We start from the raw sequence: 19,831 nt of genomic DNA, 5'->3' as shown, positions 1-19,831 counted from the left end.
AAGATGCGTTGGATACTGCGTAAACTGATCCTTTTTTCTTTTTGGGGGAGTGTTGCATTAACAGCATTGTTGGCCATTTTTGCGCTCAGTGTTGGGCAGCTGCTTCCTTATATGGATCGATATCGTCCGCAGATCGAGAATAATTTACAGCAAATTATTGGTTATCCTGTGACGTTGGCTAGCATTGATGGGGGATTAGAGGGAGTCGATCCTACTGTTTCTGTTAGCGGGTTTAACATCCTCGCTAATGGAAAGGTCGCCGTTAGTATTGATGAAATGCGTATTCGCTTAGACACTGTTAAATCCCTGCTTAGTTTAAGTCCTCAGTTTACCTATATTCGTTTTGTCCGCCCCTATTTAGGGATGCAAGAGAGTAATGGTGTTTGGCATTTAGATGGCGCCACACCCACACGCAATGTTCGTAATGAAGTGGGGGTTGAGCGTGCTTTAGATTACCTATCTGCACAGAAAAACTTTTCTATTTATGATGGTCAAATAGACGTTAATAGCGAGCAGCTGGGCCTACATAAAATCCGAGTCCCACACCTGTACCTATTTCAGAAGTCTTATGAGTCTTTGCTGACATCAACTGTCTTTTTAGATGGCTATCAATCTCCGTTCAAAATTAATGCCCGCATAGCGGAAGCGCGAGGTTTACTTGGTAACTATCGAGTAAAAGCATCGCTTCATGCCCCGAAGATATCTTTACCTATTAATAGTTTATTACCGAATAATTCATATTCAATTGCATCTGCTGATTTTGGTGGTGAAATATGGCTGGATGCGATTGTTGGCAAAGAATATGAGGTTCGTGCCGAGTCAACAAATTTCAATGTTGCTTTTGAGGATGGGCAGCGTTTTGACACGACATCTTCTGTAAAGCTTCATTACTCGCAGAAACAGCCTGCGGTTCGTGTTGATGTGCAGGATTTAACCATTAGGGATAGTGATGGCTTAAATTACCAAGCAATCAAGGGTGTGTTTGATTGGTCGTCTTTAACAAATCGTTCGACAATTCGCTTTAATCAAGCTGATCTAGGGTTGGGGCATGAGGTATTAGCGTATTTTTTACCAAAAGATTCTAACGCATTCAGTATTTTGAATGGCTTAAATCCAGTGGGAATGGCTAGCAATGGCAGTGTCCAAGTATGGCGAGAAAATGATCAGTGGTCATTCCAGTTTTTAAGTAACCTACAGTCGGCATCGGTTAGCGCCTATAATGGCATTCCTCAGGCCGATAATGTTAATGCCGTTTTCAGTTTGTCTGAGGACAATGGTTATATTGATTTTCGAAGTAATGGAAGTAAATTGTGGTTCGATACAGTTTACGAGTCGCCGTGGCTGGTTGATAAACTTTCGGGTTATGTGGGGTGGCGGCAACAGCAAGATGTATTTTTAGTGAGTGGTCGGGATTTGCTCGTGCAGCGTCATGGTGCAGATGTTGATGGTGGTTTTCGTTTAGAGGTTAGAAGTAATGAGCCTGACTGGCTTGCTTTAGATTTGCATGGTCAAAACTTATCTGTTGCAGATCGACTGGATTATATTCCGCCTAAAGTGCTTGATGAAGCGGTTATGTCTTGGATTCAGAAGGCATTTCCTAATTCTGGAGAAATCACTGATATTGATGTATTGGTGCAGAGTGATTTGTCTGACGGTGCTAAGCCTCACGTACGAGTGCAAATGGGGCTAAATGATACGGATGTGGCGTTTGATGAAAACTGGCCTACAGCGACGGATGTCAAAGGCAATTTTTCATATGACGGCTTTGGCATTAGTGTCCGAGTGGACTCAGCAAAGCTAGCAGACTTACCGATACGTGATCTTTTGGTTACGGTTCCAATCATAAATGAGCGAGCGGATTGGCTAAATATTTCGGGTGCAGTGGATGAAGACGCGCCGCTGGTTATGTCTACATTACAATCAACGCCATTGGCTCAGTCTGTCTTGTCACCTTTTGCTAATTGGCAATTGAAGGGGCGTGTAAAAGGCGAATTTGATGTTGCGATTCCTTTTTCAGCTGACATGGAGCCCAAGGTACAGCTTGCGCTAGATTTTAAAGACAATTCGTTGCGAATTAATGAACTTGACTTGACCGGTTATGTTCAAGAAGGGAGGCTGAATTACAGCTCTAGTGAGGGTATAACCGATTCAGGATTTGATGTGCAAGCTTTAGGTGGAGTCTCTCACCTAGCGTTGTCTTCTATGGCAACATCTGATGGGAGCGGTGGGTTGGCAGTTATTGGCGATCTTTCCGGCAATGTGGATGTTAAGGAAGTACTTAAATGGCGTAATGTTACTGATGTGGCCGTAAATAAAGTTTCTGGTTTGGCAGATTATGTCGGCAAATTATCAGTGAATCAATCTCAACCGGGTCAAGTCGACTTTACTATCGATAGTGATTTATTGGGTGCAAAAATCGATCTGCCAGAGCCTATTGGGAAAGAATCGGGTGAAGTAAAGCCGTTACAAGTTAAAGTAAGGCAGCATGAATCCGATCTTGTTATCGATGCAAGCTACGATGCTTTTTCGAAGGCAAGGTTATTGCTCCAAAACGAAGAGTTTGTTGGTGGCGAGTTGATTGTTAGTACGGTGCAACATAAAGGGCTGGGTTCAACCATACCAAATGGTTTGGTGATTAGTGGTGATCTAAAACAGCTTCTTGTTAATGAGTGGCAGTCTGTAATCGCTGATTTTTCAAACGAAAATACTACGTCTGATTCGGTGGAAATTCCTGCTCTACCTGCTTGGTTGAGTCGTGTTGACCTTATAGTGGATAGGGTGGTGGTAAATCCAAATAATACTTGGCATAACTTTAAGGTGCTTTATAACTCGTCTACGGATAAGCCACTCTTTGTAAATTCAGATGAAATGAATTTTGCTTTTATATGGAAAGATGGTGTGGTTAATCTTAATTTTGGTTTTCTAAGCTGGAATTCTGATTCTTCAGAGGATGATGCTGATAGCGGTAAAGCGGCACCTTTCTCGGCTAAGCAAATTCCCAATATGAAGTTATCGGTAGATCAACTTTATTTTAATGAAAAGCCCTATGGTGATTGGCAGCTAACTATAACTAGAGAAGGAGATGTTGTAAGGGTTGATCCTATTTCATCTAAGTTAAAAACGGGCAGTTTTAAAGGTTCTTTATTTTGGCAAGACAGTGGGAAAGCTTCCAATGTTGAGCTAGTTATTACTGCTGATGGTGCTGACCTTGCAGAATTAACACAAAAGTTTTCCAACGAGGCCATTGTTACGTCTAAAAATTACAACATCGATGTGGGGTTAAGTTGGAAAGGGCACCCATTTTATTTTGATCGTGAATCTGTATCTGGACGGATTGCTTTTTCGGCATCGAATGGTAATTTCAGTAAAGTTGATGAGTTACCTCCATTTTTGAAAGCGCTAGGTATCTTTAATATAGGGGCCTTAAGTCGACGTTTATTGTTGGATTTTTCAGATGTTTATGAGCCAGGCTTAACTTATGATGAGTTTAAAGGGGTGCTTTCACTTGGCGACGGTATTTTGAAAACGGTTTCTCCAATTACCATCAAGTCTCCGACTGCTGAGCTTGTTGTTGCTGGTGAGGCGGATATTGTGAATGAAATATTGAATGAAAAATTAACGGCGACTTTCCCCTTAACTGGCACGCTTCCTTTGGCGGGTTTGATTTGGGGGACACCTCAATTAGCAGGTTTATTGTTCATAACTGATAAGCTAATAGGTGATCAGTTATCGAAGGTAACGAGTGTTCAATATAAGGTTGAAGGTTCATTTAATAATCCTGTTATGACGCCAGTTCGATATCAGCCACAGGGTAAGTCAAATGACAAATAGATTGTCTGTTGCCGCTATTCAACTGACGAGCACGAAAGATTGGCGAAGCAATGTTAAAGAGGTTAAGCGACTCGTTACTTCAGCTGTTCTGGATGGAGGTGCGCGTCTCGTAGTCCTTCCTGAGAACGTATTTTTGTTTGATGGCAAAAGCATGCGTCGTTTGGCTGAGTCTGAATATCAAGCTACGATTTTTGCTGAAGTTAAGGCCCTTGCTATATTGCACTCTGTCTATATCGTTATTGGCTCTCATCCATCCCTTCTTAGGTTTGACGGCAGTGTGGTTCCTAATGAGCGTGTGAGGCAGTCTTGCTGGGTAGTTGGGCCGGATGGCGCAGTGCTTGAACGATATGACAAGATTCATTTATTTGATGTGGCTGTCGATGATAAAGCGGCCTCTTATAAAGAATCTGACGTTATAGAAGCGGGTGAATTATCATTAAAGGTGTTGGACATTGATGGTTTTAAAGTTGGTCTAAGTATTTGCTATGACTTGAGGTTTCCAGAGCTATATCGACAACTGGTAAGTCTAGGGGCCGAAATATTGTTAGTGCCATCCGCATTTACTTATGTCACTGGAAAGGCGCATTGGCGCACATTGTTGTCTGCTCGTGCAATAGAGAATCAGTGTTATGTATTGGGTGTTGGTCAGTGTGGTTGGCATAACTCAACAAGACAGACTTATGGTAATAGTGCTTTATATTCGCCGTTTGGTGAGTGTTTGGCGGATTTGCAGGGAGAGCCTGGCTTTTTTGTTTTTGAAGTGGAAAAACAAAGGCTGAATGGCTGCAGGAAAAAGATGCCCTGTTTAGTTCATCGTAGATTTCGCTAAAAAAGCCCCGGTCAGTTATGTCTGTACCGGAGCTTTTCGTCGTTAATTCCAATAGACTTAGTTTTCTTTGTTAGTCTTTTAGGCCCAAGCGCTTTTCTTCGGCTTCACGTAAAAAGCGGAAAAGTTTTTTACGATTTGTTGTGTTTGAGGCTTGGGATACTTCCTTCTGTGATAGGCGAATTAACTGCCTAAGCAATTGAATGTCTTCAATCTGAGGGTTTTCATCTAAGTATTGTGACAAAACCTCTTTGCTATTTTCACCAATCAGTGCATCACGCTTTACTTCAAGTTGGTGAAATAATTTATTGTAAGCGGCCGACGTCGAGTCAAACAGAGCGACACGATGCGCAATGGCTTCGTGGTCTTCTGTGCGCATTACCTTGCCAATATATTGGAGATGTCTTCTCATTGCTTCGTGTTGTTTTATGCGCCCTGCTTCAACAAAGGCTTCGCGTAATGTGTCTGACATCTCAACTTTCTTAAGTTGATTTTTACTTAAGCTTAGTAGTTTTTTACCTAGATCTTGCAGGGCTTCCATTTCACGCTTGATCTGGGTTTTACTTTTAGGGATGTCTTCTTCGTTTTCAAATTGATCAAAGTCTGTCATGGGAACCTATATTAGAAAAATAGTAGCGAGACCAAGGAAAGAAAGGAATCCAATCACGTCGGTCACGGTAGTCAAAATTACGCTGCCAGCAAGGGCAGGGTCGATACCAATCTTTTTCAAGAAAATTGGCAGAAGTGTACCAGTGGTTGCTGCAAATAGCAGGTTTATTATGGTGGCACCCGCAATGATATAGGCAATCTTTATGTTGTCAAACCAAAGAGCGGTAAGGGCTGCGATAACGGTTGCCCACAAAATGCCATTGAGAAGACCTACAACAAGCTCTCTATTCAAAAGCCAGCGAGTGTTGGTTGCTCCAATCTGGTTGAGTGCTATACCACGAATAACCAGTGTGAGTACTTGTGAGCCAGCGATGCCGCCCATGCTGGCAACAATAGGCATTAATATTGCCAATGCGACCACCTGATCCAATGTATTTTGAAATAGACCAATAACATAGGAGGCAATAAATGCAGTAATAAGGTTTATACCTAGCCAAACAGCACGACGTTTGGTGGTTTTCATAATAGGGGAGAAGGTGTCTTCGTCATCATCGAGGCCTGCCATGCTTAACATGGAGTGTTCTGCCTCATCTCGAATAACATCAACCACGTCATCTATAGTGATACGGCCAAGTAATTTTCTGCTTTCACCATCAATAACCGGAGCTGAGACAAGGTCCATTTTCTCAAATAACTGTGCGACTTCACTCGCGGGAGTTTCTGCATTGATAGCGGTAAACTCTGTTTCCATAATATCACGCACGGTTGCGCTTGGGTTGGAAACTAATAACTTTGTAAGGGACAATGTGCCTAGCAGTTTGTCTGAGCGGCTTACGACCAATAGGTTATCGGTCATATCTGGGATTTTTGCGTGCCTGCGTAGATAGCGAAAAACAATGTCAACGGTAATGTTTGGACGAATTGTTATTGTATCCGTGTTCATTAAGCCGCCAGCAGAATCCTCTGAATAGCTTAATAAATCTTCGACTCTTGTTCTGTCCTGCGCCGTCATTGACGCAAGAACTTCTTTTACAATTTTTTCTGGTAGGTGTTGCAGTAAGTCAGCTAGGTCATCGCTTTCGAAGTGTTCAGAGACGGCGATTAGGCGTTCTGTGTTCATGTTTTTCATGAATTGAACACCAATATCTTCGGGTAGATACTGTAATACTTCGCCTTCGTTTTTGTCTTCGATGAGTTCCCATAAGAGCTTGCGCTCTTTTGGTGGGGAAGATTCTAGTAGTCGCGCAACATCTTGTGCAGGCAAGGCACCGTTAAGTAGGTAGCGTATTTGCATCGTAGCACCGGTCTCAAGGGACTCGGTAACTGTCTGCAAATGATTAAGGGTGTTTTGCTCCGACATGGTGCTCTTTACTCATCTTCACCGAAGCGATTGTTAATTAATTCAACAATCGCGTTAATAGCGTCTTGTTCGTCTTCACCATTTGCTTTTATGTTTATTTCGGTGCCTTTTCCTGCAGCGAGCATCATCATTGCCATGATGCTTTTTCCATCCACATTACGGCCGTCTTTCTCTATGGTGATATCGCAAGAAAAGCGTGTGGTTGTTTCAATGAGTTTGCCTGCAGCACGGGCATGCAAGCCAAGCTTGTTTATAATAACAATAGACTCTTCCAGCATGCTCTATACCTATACTAATGAGTTAAAAATATTGAATAGCTCTTCGTTATTTTGGGCTGTACGCAGCTTGTCTAATGACTCTGGAGACTGTGCTAATTCTGCTATTTGAGCTAATGTTGCAAGATGTTGGTCGCACTCATGTGGCGGAACAATCAGAGCAAATATTAGATCGACAGCTCGCTTGTCTATCGAGTCAAAATCGATAGGTGTCTTTAAGGACATCACGACTATGGCAGTATGATTTGCAGACTCTAGTCTACAATGTGGAATTGCTATTCCATTGCCTATACCGGTACTTCCAAGTTTTTCTCGACCTAGCAGGGCGTCATAAACCGCTTCGTTATCACAGTGAAGTCGGTTAGATGCTACTTCCGCGAGGTTTTCTAATACGCGTTTTTTGCTAATGATATCTTGCTTTGCGAGAACGAGGTCTGCTTTTAATAATGATTTCAATGACATGATAAAATGCTTTCCGTTTAGATCAGTCGTTTGCGTTCATTGGAAGGAGGGATGTTCATCGCCTCACGATATTTGGCTACAGTTCGTCTAGCAACTTGTATGCCTTGATCTGCCAGAATGGCAGCTAACTTGTTATCACTTAAAGGTTTTTTAGCAGGTTCATCGGCAACAAGCTTTTTGATCATGGCTCTGATTGCTGTCGAAGAGCATTCACCGCCGGATGCCGTATTAACATGACTAGAAAAGAAATATTTTAGCTCAAATATGCCTTTGGGCGTATGCATGTATTTTTGAGTAGTCACCCTAGATATGGTCGATTCATGCATGCCTACTTCTTCAGCTACGTCATGAAGTACCATTGGTTTCATCGCTTCTTCACCAAGCTCGAAAAAATCGATTTGTCTGCTAACAATGCAACTGGCTACTTTTAGTAGTGTCTCGTTGCGGCTTTGCAAGCTTTTCATGAACCATTTTGCTTCTTGTAGAGAGTTTTTGATGTAAGAAGCATCTTCAGCTGTTGTAGCTGTACTTGCCATCGCTGAATAGGTTTCATTGATTTTTATTGGTGGAAGAGCGTCATTGTTTAATTCAACTTGCCATACGTCGTTGCGCTTTTTAACTGATACGTCAGGAATCACGTAATCTGTATCATCCGCATCAATAACAGAACCTGGGCGCGGGTTTAGTTGCTGGATTAGGTTAATGACTTCTTTTAGGGCTTCGTCTTTTAATTTTGTTTTGCGGCTTAATTGCGCAAAATCTCTATTACCCAATAGGGGTAAATAGTGGTCAATAAGGTTATATGTGCTTTTAAATAGAGGATGTGTTTGAAAAGCCTCTAATTGCACTAATAGGCAATCGCGTAAATCAATAGAGCATACACCGACGGGGTCGAAGCGCTGTAGTCTATGTTGAACAGCAATGACTTCTTCCATTTCTAAGTCTTCAAGTTCAATGCTGAGTGATTCGCAGATGTCGTCAGGGGTAATGCTTAAGTAGCCATCAGGCTGAACACATTCAATGATGGCATAGGCAATCTCGAGGTCTCTATCTGACATGTGGGTGAGGTTTAACTGCCAAATAAGATGGTCTTGAATGCTTTCGGCTGGAGCATTGCGGCTTTCAAAATCGCTATCGCCTTCAAAACTGTGGCTGTCACTCACCGCTGCTGAACTTTGGTAGGTGTCATCCCAATTACTATCTATAGACAGTTCTTCGGGGATGCTTTCCGTCCATTCAGACTCTACGCGCGCTTCTTCACCGTTGTCTAGAGGTGTTTCTGTTTCGCTCTTTGATTCAATGCTAGCAGGGATATCGTTATGAGTTTGCTCGTCATCATCAAGCTCAAGGAGCGGGTTAGACTCTAGAAATTCATGGATTTCTTGCTTTAAATCCAACGTAGAAAGCTGCAGTAAGCGTATTGCTTGCTGCAGTTGGGGGGTCATGGTTAGCTGTTGACCTAGCTTTAATTGTAAAGACTGCTTCATGGAGCAACTCTTTTTGTTTGAATGAATTGGAACGAGTTGTGCATACTACTCCCTTTCTACAGCAATGATAAGGGGTTACAGACGGAAGTCGTCGCCTAAATAGACCTTTTTAACCTGTTCATTGTTGATGACAGTACTAGCATCACCTGACGCAATGATGTAGCCATTGCCAACAATATAGGCTTTATCGCAGATGTCGAGGGTCTCTCTGACGTTGTGATCGGTGATCAATACACCTATACCACTTTCTTGCAGATGTTTGATGATGAGCTTTATGTCACCAACAGAAATAGGGTCTACACCAGCAAATGGTTCATCTAGAAGGATGAATTTTGGGTTCATTGCAAGTGCTCTTGCAATTTCGACCCTACGACGTTCTCCTCCAGACAATGCCATGCCTAAGTTGGTGCGTATATGAGTAATATGAAACTCTTCTAAAAGAGCCTCAAGTCTCTCTTGTTGTTGGCTTTTATTTAGCTCTTTTCGGGTTTCTAAGATAGCTAATATGTTATCTTCTACCGACATCTTTCGGAAAATAGATGCTTCCTGAGGAAGGTAGCCAATGCCTTTTTGTGCACGTGTATGCATTGCGTCGTGGGTTATATCTACGCCATCAATAAAAATGCCGCCAGCGTCATTTGCTACCATGCCAACAATCATATAGAAGCAAGTGGTTTTCCCTGCTCCGTTTGGTCCTAATAGACCAACCGCTTGTCCTGATTCAACAGAAATTGATACATCTTTTACAACTTTGCGTTTTTTATAGCTTTTTGCAAGGTGCTTTGCTTCTAGTAAGGCCATCTATTATTTTGCCTCAGTAGCTTGTGGTTGTAATGTCATAGACACGCGTCCAGAATCTTTTTTCTCTGCGCTAAAGGTGCCGTCTTGAATCATATAGAGAATATAGTCAGCAGTGATAGAGTTCTGCATGCGGCTCAAATAGCCATCACCAGTAATTTCTAACTTAGATTCATCTGTTTGGTAGTGGATTTCGTTTCCTCTGCTAATAACAATGTTTCCATTCCAGTCAATTTGTTGGCTGAACTTCGCAGGCAAACCAGTCGCTTCAAGGCTATTGAATTGTTGGGTTTTTGGATCTGTGGAAACTTTTAAATACTGCGCTTGAATCTCGATAGAGCCCTGCTTTACAAATACGTTGCCTTTATAAATGGCTTGACCTGAGTTTTGGTCGAACGATGCTTCATCGGCTTGTATTTCTAACGGCTTACTGATGTCATCTGGTAATGCGTAAGTGTATTGTCCAATAAGGGCAGAAGTGAGCAACATGCTGGCGTTAATGAATTGTTTCATAGCTTCCTCGTACAGATCCTGTCATCACGACTTCTTCTGAATTTATATAGGTTGTAATCTTGCTTGCGGAGGTTTTTCCTTGAGTTGATATCAGGGTAGCAGCTCCGTAGCTGGTCAATGATTTGTTTTTATCTTCGTAGTGCATGTTGTCTGAGCTTAAATTGATGTCTTCAGACTGTTGATACTTCTTAGTTGCTCTTACGTTGTCAGTTAATAGGATATCATTACTTCCGTCCTCAATAACCCCTTTATCTGCTTTTGCATTCCATTGCCCTGACTCTGAGTAGCGTGCAACACTAGGTTGTTCAAGGAATGTTTTGTCTTGCAAATCATAGTGGAAGGTTTGTTTTGCATTCATAGATTCGATTAAAGTTCCACTTTTATCAAACTCTTTAATTTGTACTTCGGTTACAAAGTAATCAGGTGATCCACGAAGTGCATCTGCTTCCACCAAGTTTTTTCCTGGCTCTGTACTGTACCAACTGATAGCAATCGCAAGCATAATTATCACGACTAATATGAGAGTGTTTTTGGTCTTTAATAGCTTTGCAGTATCCATTGTTATAAAGCGCCATTCGTGCTGATTGCGAATAAATACACGCCATAAGAAGCGATTAAGGGTAGACCTAACCATCTAGGGATAGCAATGCTCTTGGATTTTTTAAAGATGAAGATGGCAACAGCAAGCGCGACAGTCAATCCTAGTACCCAAGGGAAATCACGCTGTATCACGCTCGGATCAATGATTCCCGGGGCAATCAGTGCAGGTAAAGGTAGTACGGTGGCTAGGTTAAAGACGTTTGAGCCCAATACATTGCCAATGGCAATGTCATGATGGCCTTTTCTCACACTACTAATGGAAGCCGCTAACTCTGGAAGGCTGGTTCCAATCGCAACAATAGTTAAGCCGATGACTAGCTCGCTAACACCTAATGCTGTGGCAATCCCTATGGCTCCCCAAACGAGTAGTTTGGAGCTGCCGATCAGGACGATTAGTCCGATTAATGCAATGACTAGTGATTGTAGTATTGATGTGCCGTCATCTGCAGGAAGCTCTTCTTTTAGTTCACTCTCTAGATCTTTGTTGCCGCGCAATAGAATGATCAGTACGACGATAAAAGCAACAATGAGTATTATACCGTCCCAAAGATCTAATGCTTGGTCATATAATAAAAAGCCGGTTAGTAGTGTGATTGCTAACACTAGGGGGACTTCCTTTGTGGAAAGTCCTTTTGCTATAGGGATGGCGGAAAACAACAAGGTGATACCTAGCACTAGAGCGATGTTGGCAATATTCGAGCCTAGAACATTGCCGATTGCTATTTCTGGCGCATTATCCATTGCGGCAATAGCAGAAACCACCATCTCGGGAGCTGATGTGCCAAATGCTACTAGGGTGATGCCAATAATCATAGGGCTTACGTTGAGCTTTTCAGCTACGAGAGCAGCGTGCTCAATGAATTTATCAGAGCTAAATACGAGTAAAACTAGTCCTGCGATGAGAGCAATAGAAAATAACAACATATTAATGGTATGACTCATTGTAATAGAAGGCACCATTTAATGAGGTTTGGCGACTAAATTCAAGGCTTGATATTGCAAACAAAGTAGTTTTGCCTTTGTCACGATTCTAATTGTTAGGGGGCAATGATAGTATCAAACCATATTTGGGAAGGATGCTAAGGGTGTACCAGTGACTGATGCTTATATCGAAGTCCAAAATGTGAGTTTTTCAAGGGGAGAGCGGCTTATCTACGAAAACGTCTCTATAACGATTCCTAGGGGGAAGATTACCGCTGTCATGGGGCCAAGCGGAACAGGTAAAACTACTTTGCTGCGTTTGATTGCAGCTCAGTTAGCGCCAGACTCTGGGGCGGTTTTGGTAGATGGTCAAAATGTCCACTCATTGTCTCGGTCGAATCTGTATAAAGCGAGAAAGAAAATGGGCATGTTGTTCCAAAGTGGTGCTCTATTCAGTGATATGAGTGTTGCTGAGAACATAGCTTTTCCAATGGAGGAGCACACCAAGCTTGACGCTGAAGCAATATCTAACAGAGTATTGGAAAAGCTTTACAGTGTCGGTTTGCGAGGGGCGGCCGAATTAATGCCCTCTGAACTTTCTGGTGGTATGGCGCGACGTGTTGCATTGGCTAGGGCGATAGCCTTGGACCCTGAGTTGGTTATGTATGATGAGCCATTTACAGGCCAGGATCCAATTTCAAAAGGTGTGCTGGTGAAGCTAATACGCCAGTTAAATGATTCAGCCAAGATCACCTCAGTGCTTGTTTCTCACGATGTTGAAGAGTCTCTTTCTATTGCAGATCATGTATGTATTTTAGCTGGCGGTCGTGTTATTGCGGAAGGGTCAGCTGAGGAGATAAAGGCGTCAGATAATGCTGAGGTCCAGCAGTTCTTAAATGGTGAGCCAGATGGGCCAGTGCCATTTCATTATCCAGAAAGTAGCTCAGTTGCGGATAAGGTGTCTTTATGAAAATGGTTGCAGAGCTTGGGGCTGCGTTGCTGAACTGGCTAGAGTCGGTGGGGCGTGCTGGGATTTTTCTCATTCAAAGTGTCTTTAGATTGCCAGTTAGGCCGAAAGAGTCTTTAAATTTACTGGTTAAACAGTTGTATTCTGTGGGTGTTTTATCTCTAGTGATAGTGGTCGTTTCTGGCGCTTTCATTGGGATGGTATTGGCGTTACAGGGCTATAGCATACTGGCTAAGTTTGGTTCAGAGGAAGCGGTAGGTCAGTTGTTGGCTTTGGCTTTATTGCGAGAGTTAGGTCCAGTGGTAACCGCTTTATTGTTCGCAGGTCGTGCTGGGTCATCTTTGACTGCTGAAATTGGCTTGATGAAAGCAACAGAGCAGCTATCTAGTTTTGAAATGATGGGTGTTGATCCATTGCGTCGAGTCATTGCACCTAGGTTTATTGCTGGGGTTATTTGTTTGCCTTTGTTGAGTTTGATCTTCTCGGCGACAGGGATTATCGGTGGCTTGATTGTTTCTGTTAACTGGTTAGGTGTCCATGATGGCGCTTTTTGGTCGCTGATGCAGCAGTCAGTCTATTTTGATACCGATATTCTTAATGGTTTTATTAAAGCGGTGTTTTTCTCTGTTGCTGTTACTTGGATTGCTGTCTATCAAGGGTATGAGTGTGTACCAACCTCAGAAGGGATTGGTAAAGCCACGACTCGTACTGTCGTTTTAGGTTCATTGGCTATTTTGGCGTTGGACTTTGTATTAACTGCCGCCATGTTTGGAGATTTTTAAGATGAGAAGTAAACGTATTGAATTGTTTGTAGGGGTCTTTATTGTTGTTGGTATTATGGCCTTTGTTTACCTAGCGGTGCAGGTTAGTGGCTTGGCATTTTCTGATAAAAAAGATACTTACCAGATAGTTGCTAGATTTGATGATATTGGTGGTTTGAGTAATCGAGCAAAAGTCACTATTGCTGGCGTAAATATTGGTAGTGTTGAATCGATAACGCTAGATAAAGATCTTTATATGGGGTTGGTTACCATGAATATCGATTCGGATGTCGATAATATTCCGACAGACAGTTCTATTGCTATCCTGACAAGTGGCTTGTTGGGAGAAAAATATTTAGGGTTATCAATTGGTGCTGATGATGAAATGCTGACTGATGGCGGTGAGATTTTTGATACGCAATCGGCTCTTGTTTTGGAGACATTAATTAGTCAGTTTTTATTCAAGGCAGGCGATTCGGAGTAGTATTATGTTAAGAGTTTTTTCAGGCGTGCTTGTGTTTTTTTCCTTGGTCAGTGCAAATCTTGCATGGTCAAACGTAGATGAAGCGAGAAACACTGTTGTTAATGTGGTTGAGGCTTTTCGAACGAATATTGTTGCTGATAAGGCGGTTTTAGCAAAAGACCCAGCGTTACTTGAACAGCGTGTAAATGATATTTTGGAAGAGGTTGTTGATTTTGACGATTTCTCAAAAAAGGTAATGGGGAAGTATTATCGTAGAGCTTCTCCAGAGCAGCGAGCCCGTTTCGCAAATGTGACCAAAGATACCTTGCTGAAAACATATGGCGCATCGCTTTTGGAGTTGGACGCAGATCGAATTAATGTTTTGCCCTTGGGGCCTCAGGGGCGAGGAAAGGAAACAAAGGTAGATGTTAATTTCCAGATGGAAGCAGGCGGTGTTCTAAATATTTCTTTTTATATGGAACAGGCAAAGCAAGGAAATTGGATGTTGAGCAATGTAGTCATCAATAACATTAACTTCGGACTGACTTTTCGCAAGCAGTTTGGTGTGATGATGGAACAAAATAGAAATGATATTGAGTCGGCTATTTCGGCTTGGAGAGAGTCGTTAGCTAAAAAGTCATAGTTTCTCCTCCTTGATATAAAGCACGTTAAAAATCCGAATTCACTCTGTGGGTTCGGATTTTTTGTCAGTTCGATTGTCAGCCTAGATTAAAATGTTAGAAAACAGCCAGTTTTTTCTTCAGAGTTACGCTTTGAGGTGTTAAGTAGTTGGCTGTACTAAGGTAGAATAAAGCCAATTATGTATATTTAATCTATTGGAGCGACTGTGAACGCAGGTGAAGTTAAAGCACTTTTAGAATCCTCTATTCCTAATTGCGAAGTGATCGCAGAAGGTGAGGGGTGTAATTTTCAAGTAGTGGTAGTAACAAGTGAGTTTGAAGGATTATCAACTGTCAAAAGGCAGCAGCTTGTTTACTCTCACCTTCAGGAAGCTATTTCCAGTGGCGCCATTCATGCCGTTACCATGAAAACCTACACGCCAGAACAAAAAAATAAGCTGTAATAACGCGATTATAAGAGATTTAAAATATGGACAAGCTTCTGATTACCGGTGGTACTCGGCTTAATGGTGTTGTTCGTGCGTCTGGCGCGAAAAATGCTGCGCTGCCAATTCTTGCAGCCACTTTGCTAACAAAAGAATTAATCACAATAAAAAATCTTCCGCATTTACATGATATTACGACCATGTTGGAACTGCTTGGTTCTATGGGGTGTGGCGTTGTAGTAGATGAAAAAATGAGTGTTCAATTGGATGTTTCAACACTCAATAATTGTGAAGCGCCTTATGAACTTGTTAAAACCATGAGAGCTTCTATCTTGGTTCTAGGTCCATTAGTAAGTCATTTTGGTAAGGCTATTGTGTCTCTACCTGGCGGCTGTGCCATTGGTAGTCGACCTGTAGATTTGCACCTGCGTGGCTTGGAAGCTATGGGCGCAACTATAAGTGTCGAAGGTGGTGATATTGTTGCTAGTGTAGATGGGCGTCTTAAAGGTGCGCGCATTTTCTTCGACAAAGTGACTGTGACAGGTACTGAAAACTTGCTAATGGCTGCAACCTTGGCTGATGGTCAGACTATTTTAGAAAACGCTGCACGTGAACCGGAAGTGGTTGATTTGGCTGAATGCCTTATTGCTATGGGAGCAAAAATTACTGGGCATGGCACAGATACTATCGTTATTGATGGTGTTGAAAATCTACATGGTACTAACTACCCGGTGATGCCAGACCGTATTGAGACAGGTACCTTCTTGGTTGCTGCTGCAATTACTGGTGGTAAAGTGAAGGTGATTGATACTGATGTGAAATCACTTGAGGCTGTACTTGCTAAGTTGGAGGAGGCGGGAGCTAAGGTTACTTGTGGTGATGATTGGATCGAAGTGGATATGGAAGGTCGTCGACCGCAAGCTGTGAACATTAGTACAGCGCCTTACCCAGCTTTCCCTACTGACATGCAAGCGCAATTTGTTGCCTTAAACTCGGTTGCTAATGGTGTTGGCCGAGTCATTGAAAATATCTTTGAGAACCGCTTTATGCACGTAGACGAAATGTTGCGTATGGGTGCAGATATAGAAGTGAATGGTAATACAGCTATTGTTCGTGGTTGTGATCGTCTTAAAGGTGCACCAGTAATGGCGACAGATTTGCGAGCCTCCGCTAGCTTAGTGCTTTCTGCATTGGTTGCTGAGGGCGATACTAAAATTGATCGTATTTATCACATTGATCGTGGCTATGAATGTATTGAAGAAAAGTTCGGTGCATTGGGTGCGAAAATTTCACGGGTTCTGAATTGATATGAGTAAAACATTAACGATTGCTCTGTCGAAAGGGCGTATTCTTGGTGAAACCTTGCCGCTTTTAGAGAAGGCGAATATTGTTCCTGTTGAAGATATTAGTAAAAGTCGAAAGTTAATATTTGATACTAATCATGAGCATATAAAATTAGTTATTTTGCGCGCAACGGATGTGCCCACATATGTTGATCATGGTGTGGCAGATTTTGGTGTGGCGGGCAAAGATGTATTGATGGAAGCCTCTACTAAAAATTTATATGAACTATTAGACCTTAAAATAGCCAAATGTCGTTTGATGACGGCTGGTGTTGTGGGCCAACCTTTGCCAAATAGACGTTTGAAGGTGGCTTCTAAGTTTATCAAAACTGCGAAAGCGTACTTTGCTGAGCAGGGCGTTCAAGCAGACGTTGTGAAACTATATGGCGCGATGGAGTTGGCTCCGATCATGGGGCTTGCTGATCTTATTGTTGATATAGTGGACACGGGCAATACGTTAAAAGCGAATGGTCTGGAGGCGCGGGAATTGATTGCGCCAATTAGTACGCGTTTGGTGGTCAATAAAGCGGCTTACAAGACTAAATACTCAGAAATTGAGCCTATTTTAGAAATGATAAGACGAGCGGTTGAAGATAACGAGGGTAAGTAATTGAGTCTGAATATTCGAGAATTTTCTTCTAGAGCTGAAGGGTTTCGTTCAGAGCTAGAATCTCTACTTGCGTGGGACTCAGTGTCTGATAATGGAGTTCAGCAAGCGGTAGCAAATATTGTTGAGCAGGTTCGTCTTAAAGGCGATAGCGCTCTGATTGAGTTTACCAATCAATTTGACCGCCGACAGGTTGCATCGTCTTCTGAACTTGAAATTACCCGTGAAGAGTTAGCGTTAGCGAAAGGTCGAGTAAGCATAGAGCTGGTGGCTAGTTTAGAGGCGGCAGCGAAGCGAGTTCATAATTACCATGAGCGTCAAATACAGCCTTCTTGGCAGTATCAAGAAGACAGTGGTACTGTGCTGGGGCAAAAAATCACTCCGTTAGATCGAGTTGGTGTCTACGTGCCTGGTGGTAAAGCAGCCTATCCTTCCTCTGTGTTGATGAATGTGATGCCTGCAAAAGTGGCTGGCGTTGGTGAAATCATCATGGTGGTCCCGACTCCTGATGGAATAGTTAACGATATCGTTTTAGCTGCGGCCTATATTGCTGGTGTTGATCGTGTATTTACGATTGGCGGTGCCCAAGCCGTTGCAGCTCTGGCCTATGGTACAAAAAGCGTTCCTAAGGTTGATAAAATTGTTGGGCCAGGGAATATCTACGTAGCTACCGCCAAAAAAATGGTTTTCGGTGTGGTTGGTATCGACATGATTGCCGGCCCTTCTGAAATATTGGTTGTGTGTGATGGCAAAACTGATCCTGATTGGATTGCTATGGATTTATTTTCACAGGCTGAACATGATGAAGATGCACAATCGATTCTGATCTCACCTGACTTAGCTTTTCTTAAGGCTGTAAAGGCCTCAATGAATAAGTTGCTCGAAACGCAAAGTCGCAAAGATATTATTAAAGCATCCTTGGAAGGTCGTGGTGCATTTATTCATGTTGAGAACATGGATGAAGCGATGGATATTGCGAATGTTGTTGCCGCGGAACATCTAGAATTGTCTATGGATGATCCCGAAAAATGGGTTGAGAAAATTCGTCATGCTGGTGCTATTTTTATGGGGCGTCATACTCCAGAGGCGCTAGGCGATTACTGTGCTGGGCCAAATCATGTTTTACCAACATCTGGCACTGCACGTTTTTCATCGCCTTTAGGTGTGTACGATTTCCAAAAGCGTAGTTCTTTGATTTATTGCTCCCCTGAAGGGGCGAGTGAGTTAGCGAAAATTGCTTCCCCTTTGGCGCGTGGTGAATCATTAGAGGCGCACGCATTGTCAGCAGAGTATCGTATTCTGAAGGGTGTGAATGGTGAGTAATTTATCTCACCCTGCAGCGCTTTATACGCTCAGAAAAATAACACGTATTTCTGCGTTGGTTATTTTGCTTTTAGTGGTTGTTGGATTTTTCATGCCAACTGACTATCGAGTAGAGCGCAGCGTGGTTATTCAGGCTTCTCGTGATGCTATTTATCGAGATATTCTTCAAGGGGATCGTTTGCCGAGCTGGATGTTTATTCAGGGTGGTAAGGTTGCTGATTTTGAAGGGGCGTTGAAAGAGGGTGATTCTGTCGCTTTAGTTTACGATGAAACCGCTGAGCAAGGTTTGTTGACAATTGTTGAGTCTTCATCATCCGTTATTCGTTTTGATGTGCGCCCTAAGCCAGCAGTTGATTTAGTTCGAAACCAAATTGAGCTGCGAGATAGTGGTAGTGAAACTATGGTTGTCTGGACTATTGAAGGTAGTCTGAATACTGGGTTACTGAGCCCTTATCTTGCTATGTTTGCGAATGATATTGCGGGAAGTAATTTTGAGCGCAGTTTGCAGAGTCTAAAAGAGCAAGTTGAGCTTCAGAATTAGTATTATTAAATAATGTATTAATAGTTAATGCGTTGCATCGTGGGTTGCTTTTCTAGCATGATATTTGTTTGATAGGATTGCTGCCCACGAATGCCAACAAGTGAAATATTGGTGCCGGGCTTTAGTGATGCAATTAAATGCCTAATCTGAAATGGATCTTCGCTCGGAATATTGTTTATTTCAATAATAATATCTCCAACTTCTATGCCTGCTTTCTCGGCCGGGCTTTCCTTTGTTATATCGCTTACTAATAGCCCGTGCTCTGAAGGTAGTAACAAGTTTTCAGCTAGTGCTTTTGTGACCTTCTGTGCGTCCATGCCCAGATAGCCTCTTATAACTTCACCGTGCTCTATAATATCCGCCATAACCTCAAGCGCGTCGTCCACTGGTGTTGCAAATCCTATCCCTTGTGAGCCTCCTGTACTTGAATAGATGGCAGAGCTAATGCCAATCAGTTCGCCTTTTAGGTTAACGAGTGCACCGCCTGAGTTACCTGGATTTATAGCGGCATCTGTTTGTAAGAAATTTTCGTAGGTATTCAATCCTATGCTATTGCGGCCTTTGGCGCTGATTATTCCAGCGGTAACCGTTTGACCTATTCCGAAAGGATTACCAATGGCGAGAATTTGGTCGCCAACAAAGACGTCATCACTGTTGCCTATTTTTATATTTGGTAAGTTGGGTAGCTCTATTTTTAGAACGGCTAGGTCTGTGGATGGGTCGGAACCAATAATTTTAGCCTCAATGCGTCTGTCATCATATAGGGCGATAACAATGCTTTGGGCATTTTGAATGACATGATGATTGGTTAGAATAAATCCATCTTTCGTTGCTATAACGCCAGAGCCTAAATTTATGCTGTGTTTTACTTTATTTGCATCGTTAAAGGCTTTTGGTTCTGCTACTTGGGTGTATATATTTACAACGGAAGGAGTCGCAGCTTTTACAGGTGAAGAGTAGCTTGTAATAGGTGTTTTTTGTTTCTCTTGAATGAGTAAGACGGCTAGGCCTATACAAGTGCCGGTGAGAATGGAGATAATGGCCGAAACCCAGTAAGTTTTTTGATTCATAGATGTGA

At 42.5% G+C, this 19,831-nt stretch carries 21 protein-coding genes; 11 read left to right on the top strand and 10 right to left on the bottom strand.

Annotation, left to right across the window (positions count from 1 at the left end; genetic code table 11):
* Nucleotides 1-3: 3 nt before the first annotated feature.
* Nucleotides 4-3,831 carry a YhdP family protein gene (locus JSY38_RS01580; protein WP_205114909.1) on the top strand — a complete coding sequence of 1,276 codons (3,828 nt, stop codon included), beginning with the start codon at nt 4-6 and terminating at the stop codon, nt 3,829-3,831.
* Complete coding sequence (locus tag JSY38_RS01575) at nt 3,821-4,660, top strand: carbon-nitrogen hydrolase family protein (RefSeq protein WP_205114907.1); 840 nt, start codon at nt 3,821-3,823, stop codon at nt 4,658-4,660. Before JSY38_RS01580 ends, JSY38_RS01575 begins: the two co-directional genes overlap by 11 nt.
* A gap of 70 nt (nt 4,661-4,730) precedes the next feature.
* On the opposite strand, the gene yjgA is transcribed toward JSY38_RS01575, so the two are convergent.
* The 9 genes from yjgA to JSY38_RS01530 all read right to left on the bottom strand — a co-directional run bounded on the left by yjgA (nt 4,731) and on the right by JSY38_RS01530 (nt 11,703).
* Complete coding sequence (yjgA, locus tag JSY38_RS01570) at nt 4,731-5,267, bottom strand: ribosome biogenesis factor YjgA (RefSeq protein ID WP_114412893.1); 537 nt, start codon at nt 5,265-5,267, stop codon at nt 4,731-4,733.
* Between the two features lie 6 nt (nt 5,268-5,273).
* Nucleotides 5,274-6,626 carry a magnesium transporter gene (mgtE, locus tag JSY38_RS01565; RefSeq protein WP_114412892.1) on the bottom strand — a complete coding sequence of 451 codons (1,353 nt, stop codon included), beginning with the start codon at nt 6,624-6,626 and terminating at the stop codon, nt 5,274-5,276.
* Between the two features lie 8 nt (nt 6,627-6,634).
* The gene (locus tag JSY38_RS01560) at nt 6,635-6,904 is read right to left on the bottom strand and encodes an HPr family phosphocarrier protein (protein WP_114412891.1); all 270 of its coding nucleotides are present in this window, start codon (nt 6,902-6,904) and stop codon (nt 6,635-6,637) included.
* 9 nt (nt 6,905-6,913) lie between these two features.
* Nucleotides 6,914-7,363: a PTS IIA-like nitrogen regulatory protein PtsN gene (gene ptsN / locus JSY38_RS01555; RefSeq protein ID WP_205114906.1), complete on the bottom strand. Its 450-nt coding sequence runs from the start codon at nt 7,361-7,363 to the stop codon at nt 6,914-6,916.
* Between the two features lie 17 nt (nt 7,364-7,380).
* Nucleotides 7,381-8,850 carry an RNA polymerase factor sigma-54 gene (locus tag JSY38_RS01550; protein ID WP_205114905.1) on the bottom strand — a complete coding sequence of 490 codons (1,470 nt, stop codon included), beginning with the start codon at nt 8,848-8,850 and terminating at the stop codon, nt 7,381-7,383.
* Between the two features lie 75 nt (nt 8,851-8,925).
* Nucleotides 8,926-9,651 (bottom strand): LPS export ABC transporter ATP-binding protein, encoded by a 726-nt coding sequence (gene lptB, locus JSY38_RS01545; protein WP_205114904.1) that lies wholly within the window; start codon nt 9,649-9,651, stop codon nt 8,926-8,928.
* Between the two features lie 3 nt (nt 9,652-9,654).
* Nucleotides 9,655-10,161, bottom strand: a complete 507-nt coding sequence (gene lptA, locus JSY38_RS01540; protein ID WP_205114903.1) for a lipopolysaccharide transport periplasmic protein LptA — start codon at nt 10,159-10,161, stop codon at nt 9,655-9,657.
* Complete coding sequence (lptC, locus tag JSY38_RS01535; RefSeq protein WP_114412886.1) at nt 10,145-10,720, bottom strand: LPS export ABC transporter periplasmic protein LptC; 576 nt, start codon at nt 10,718-10,720, stop codon at nt 10,145-10,147. Before lptC ends, lptA begins: the two co-directional genes overlap by 17 nt.
* Before the next feature lie 2 nt (nt 10,721-10,722).
* Entirely contained in the window at nt 10,723-11,703 is a 981-nt protein-coding gene (locus tag JSY38_RS01530) for a calcium/sodium antiporter (protein ID WP_239544124.1), read from the bottom strand.
* Nucleotides 11,704-11,854: 151 nt separating this feature from the next.
* On the opposite strand from JSY38_RS01530, the gene JSY38_RS01525 reads away from it, so the two are divergent.
* The 9 genes from JSY38_RS01525 (at nt 11,855) to JSY38_RS01485 (ending at nt 18,753) form a co-directional block, all read left to right on the top strand.
* Nucleotides 11,855-12,652, top strand: coding sequence for an ABC transporter ATP-binding protein (locus JSY38_RS01525; RefSeq protein ID WP_205114902.1), 798 nt, complete (start codon nt 11,855-11,857; stop codon nt 12,650-12,652).
* Nucleotides 12,649-13,431, top strand: a complete 783-nt coding sequence (mlaE, locus tag JSY38_RS01520) for a lipid asymmetry maintenance ABC transporter permease subunit MlaE (protein ID WP_114412883.1) — start codon at nt 12,649-12,651, stop codon at nt 13,429-13,431. Before JSY38_RS01525 ends, mlaE begins: the two co-directional genes overlap by 4 nt.
* Before the next feature lies 1 nt (nt 13,432).
* Entirely contained in the window at nt 13,433-13,894 is a 462-nt protein-coding gene (gene mlaD / locus JSY38_RS01515; protein WP_205114900.1) for an outer membrane lipid asymmetry maintenance protein MlaD, read from the top strand.
* Nucleotides 13,895-13,898: 4 nt separating this feature from the next.
* Nucleotides 13,899-14,516 (top strand): MlaC/ttg2D family ABC transporter substrate-binding protein, encoded by a 618-nt coding sequence (locus JSY38_RS01510; RefSeq protein ID WP_205114899.1) that lies wholly within the window; start codon nt 13,899-13,901, stop codon nt 14,514-14,516.
* A gap of 204 nt (nt 14,517-14,720) precedes the next feature.
* Complete coding sequence (locus tag JSY38_RS01505) at nt 14,721-14,957, top strand: BolA family protein (protein WP_114412880.1); 237 nt, start codon at nt 14,721-14,723, stop codon at nt 14,955-14,957.
* A gap of 26 nt (nt 14,958-14,983) precedes the next feature.
* Nucleotides 14,984-16,246: a UDP-N-acetylglucosamine 1-carboxyvinyltransferase gene (murA, locus tag JSY38_RS01500; RefSeq protein WP_114412879.1), complete on the top strand. Its 1,263-nt coding sequence runs from the start codon at nt 14,984-14,986 to the stop codon at nt 16,244-16,246.
* Between the two features lies 1 nt (nt 16,247).
* Nucleotides 16,248-16,892, top strand: coding sequence for an ATP phosphoribosyltransferase (gene hisG / locus JSY38_RS01495; protein WP_205114898.1), 645 nt, complete (start codon nt 16,248-16,250; stop codon nt 16,890-16,892).
* The gene (gene hisD / locus JSY38_RS01490) at nt 16,893-18,212 is read left to right on the top strand and encodes a histidinol dehydrogenase (protein WP_205114897.1); all 1,320 of its coding nucleotides are present in this window, start codon (nt 16,893-16,895) and stop codon (nt 18,210-18,212) included. It begins immediately after the preceding gene.
* Entirely contained in the window at nt 18,202-18,753 is a 552-nt protein-coding gene (locus JSY38_RS01485) for an SRPBCC family protein (protein WP_205114896.1), read from the top strand. Before hisD ends, JSY38_RS01485 begins: the two co-directional genes overlap by 11 nt.
* A 17-nt stretch (nt 18,754-18,770) precedes the next feature.
* Here the strand turns inward: JSY38_RS01485 and JSY38_RS01480 are convergent, their stop codons facing one another.
* A complete protein-coding gene (locus JSY38_RS01480; RefSeq protein ID WP_205114895.1) occupies nt 18,771-19,823 on the bottom strand; it encodes a S1C family serine protease in 1,053 nt (350 codons plus the stop codon).
* Nucleotides 19,824-19,831: the final 8 nt, after the last annotated feature.

The sequence above is a fragment of the Marinomonas foliarum genome (genome assembly GCF_016906065.1).
Taxonomy (GTDB): Bacteria; Pseudomonadota; Gammaproteobacteria; order Pseudomonadales; family Marinomonadaceae; genus Marinomonas; species Marinomonas foliarum.
Note: the sequence above shows the minus strand (reverse complement) of the source record. Positions and strands in the feature narration are given on the sequence as shown.

What these genes read in the sequence shown, in the direction of transcription:
- JSY38_RS01580 (WP_205114909.1), top strand. Translation starts at nt 4, where the DNA reads ATGCGTTGGATACTGCGTAAACTGATCCTTTTTTCTTTTTGGGGGAGT.
- JSY38_RS01575 (WP_205114907.1), top strand. Translation starts at nt 3,821, where the DNA reads ATGACAAATAGATTGTCTGTTGCCGCTATTCAACTGACGAGCACGAAA.
- yjgA (WP_114412893.1), bottom strand. Translation starts at nt 5,267, where the DNA reads ATGACAGACTTTGATCAATTTGAAAACGAAGAAGACATCCCTAAAAGT.
- mgtE (WP_114412892.1), bottom strand. Translation starts at nt 6,626, where the DNA reads ATGTCGGAGCAAAACACCCTTAATCATTTGCAGACAGTTACCGAGTCC.
- JSY38_RS01560 (WP_114412891.1), bottom strand. Translation starts at nt 6,904, where the DNA reads ATGCTGGAAGAGTCTATTGTTATTATAAACAAGCTTGGCTTGCATGCC.
- ptsN (WP_205114906.1), bottom strand. Translation starts at nt 7,363, where the DNA reads ATGTCATTGAAATCATTATTAAAAGCAGACCTCGTTCTCGCAAAGCAA.
- JSY38_RS01550 (WP_205114905.1), bottom strand. Translation starts at nt 8,850, where the DNA reads ATGAAGCAGTCTTTACAATTAAAGCTAGGTCAACAGCTAACCATGACC.
- lptB (WP_205114904.1), bottom strand. Translation starts at nt 9,651, where the DNA reads ATGGCCTTACTAGAAGCAAAGCACCTTGCAAAAAGCTATAAAAAACGC.
- lptA (WP_205114903.1), bottom strand. Translation starts at nt 10,161, where the DNA reads ATGAAACAATTCATTAACGCCAGCATGTTGCTCACTTCTGCCCTTATT.
- lptC (WP_114412886.1), bottom strand. Translation starts at nt 10,720, where the DNA reads ATGGATACTGCAAAGCTATTAAAGACCAAAAACACTCTCATATTAGTC.
- JSY38_RS01530 (WP_239544124.1), bottom strand. Translation starts at nt 11,703, where the DNA reads ATGAGTCATACCATTAATATGTTGTTATTTTCTATTGCTCTCATCGCA.
- mlaE (WP_114412883.1), top strand. Translation starts at nt 12,649, where the DNA reads ATGAAAATGGTTGCAGAGCTTGGGGCTGCGTTGCTGAACTGGCTAGAG.
- mlaD (WP_205114900.1), top strand. Translation starts at nt 13,433, where the DNA reads ATGAGAAGTAAACGTATTGAATTGTTTGTAGGGGTCTTTATTGTTGTT.
- JSY38_RS01510 (WP_205114899.1), top strand. Translation starts at nt 13,899, where the DNA reads ATGTTAAGAGTTTTTTCAGGCGTGCTTGTGTTTTTTTCCTTGGTCAGT.
- murA (WP_114412879.1), top strand. Translation starts at nt 14,984, where the DNA reads ATGGACAAGCTTCTGATTACCGGTGGTACTCGGCTTAATGGTGTTGTT.
- hisG (WP_205114898.1), top strand. Translation starts at nt 16,248, where the DNA reads ATGAGTAAAACATTAACGATTGCTCTGTCGAAAGGGCGTATTCTTGGT.
- JSY38_RS01485 (WP_205114896.1), top strand. Translation starts at nt 18,202, where the DNA reads ATGGTGAGTAATTTATCTCACCCTGCAGCGCTTTATACGCTCAGAAAA.
- JSY38_RS01480 (WP_205114895.1), bottom strand. Translation starts at nt 19,823, where the DNA reads ATGAATCAAAAAACTTACTGGGTTTCGGCCATTATCTCCATTCTCACC.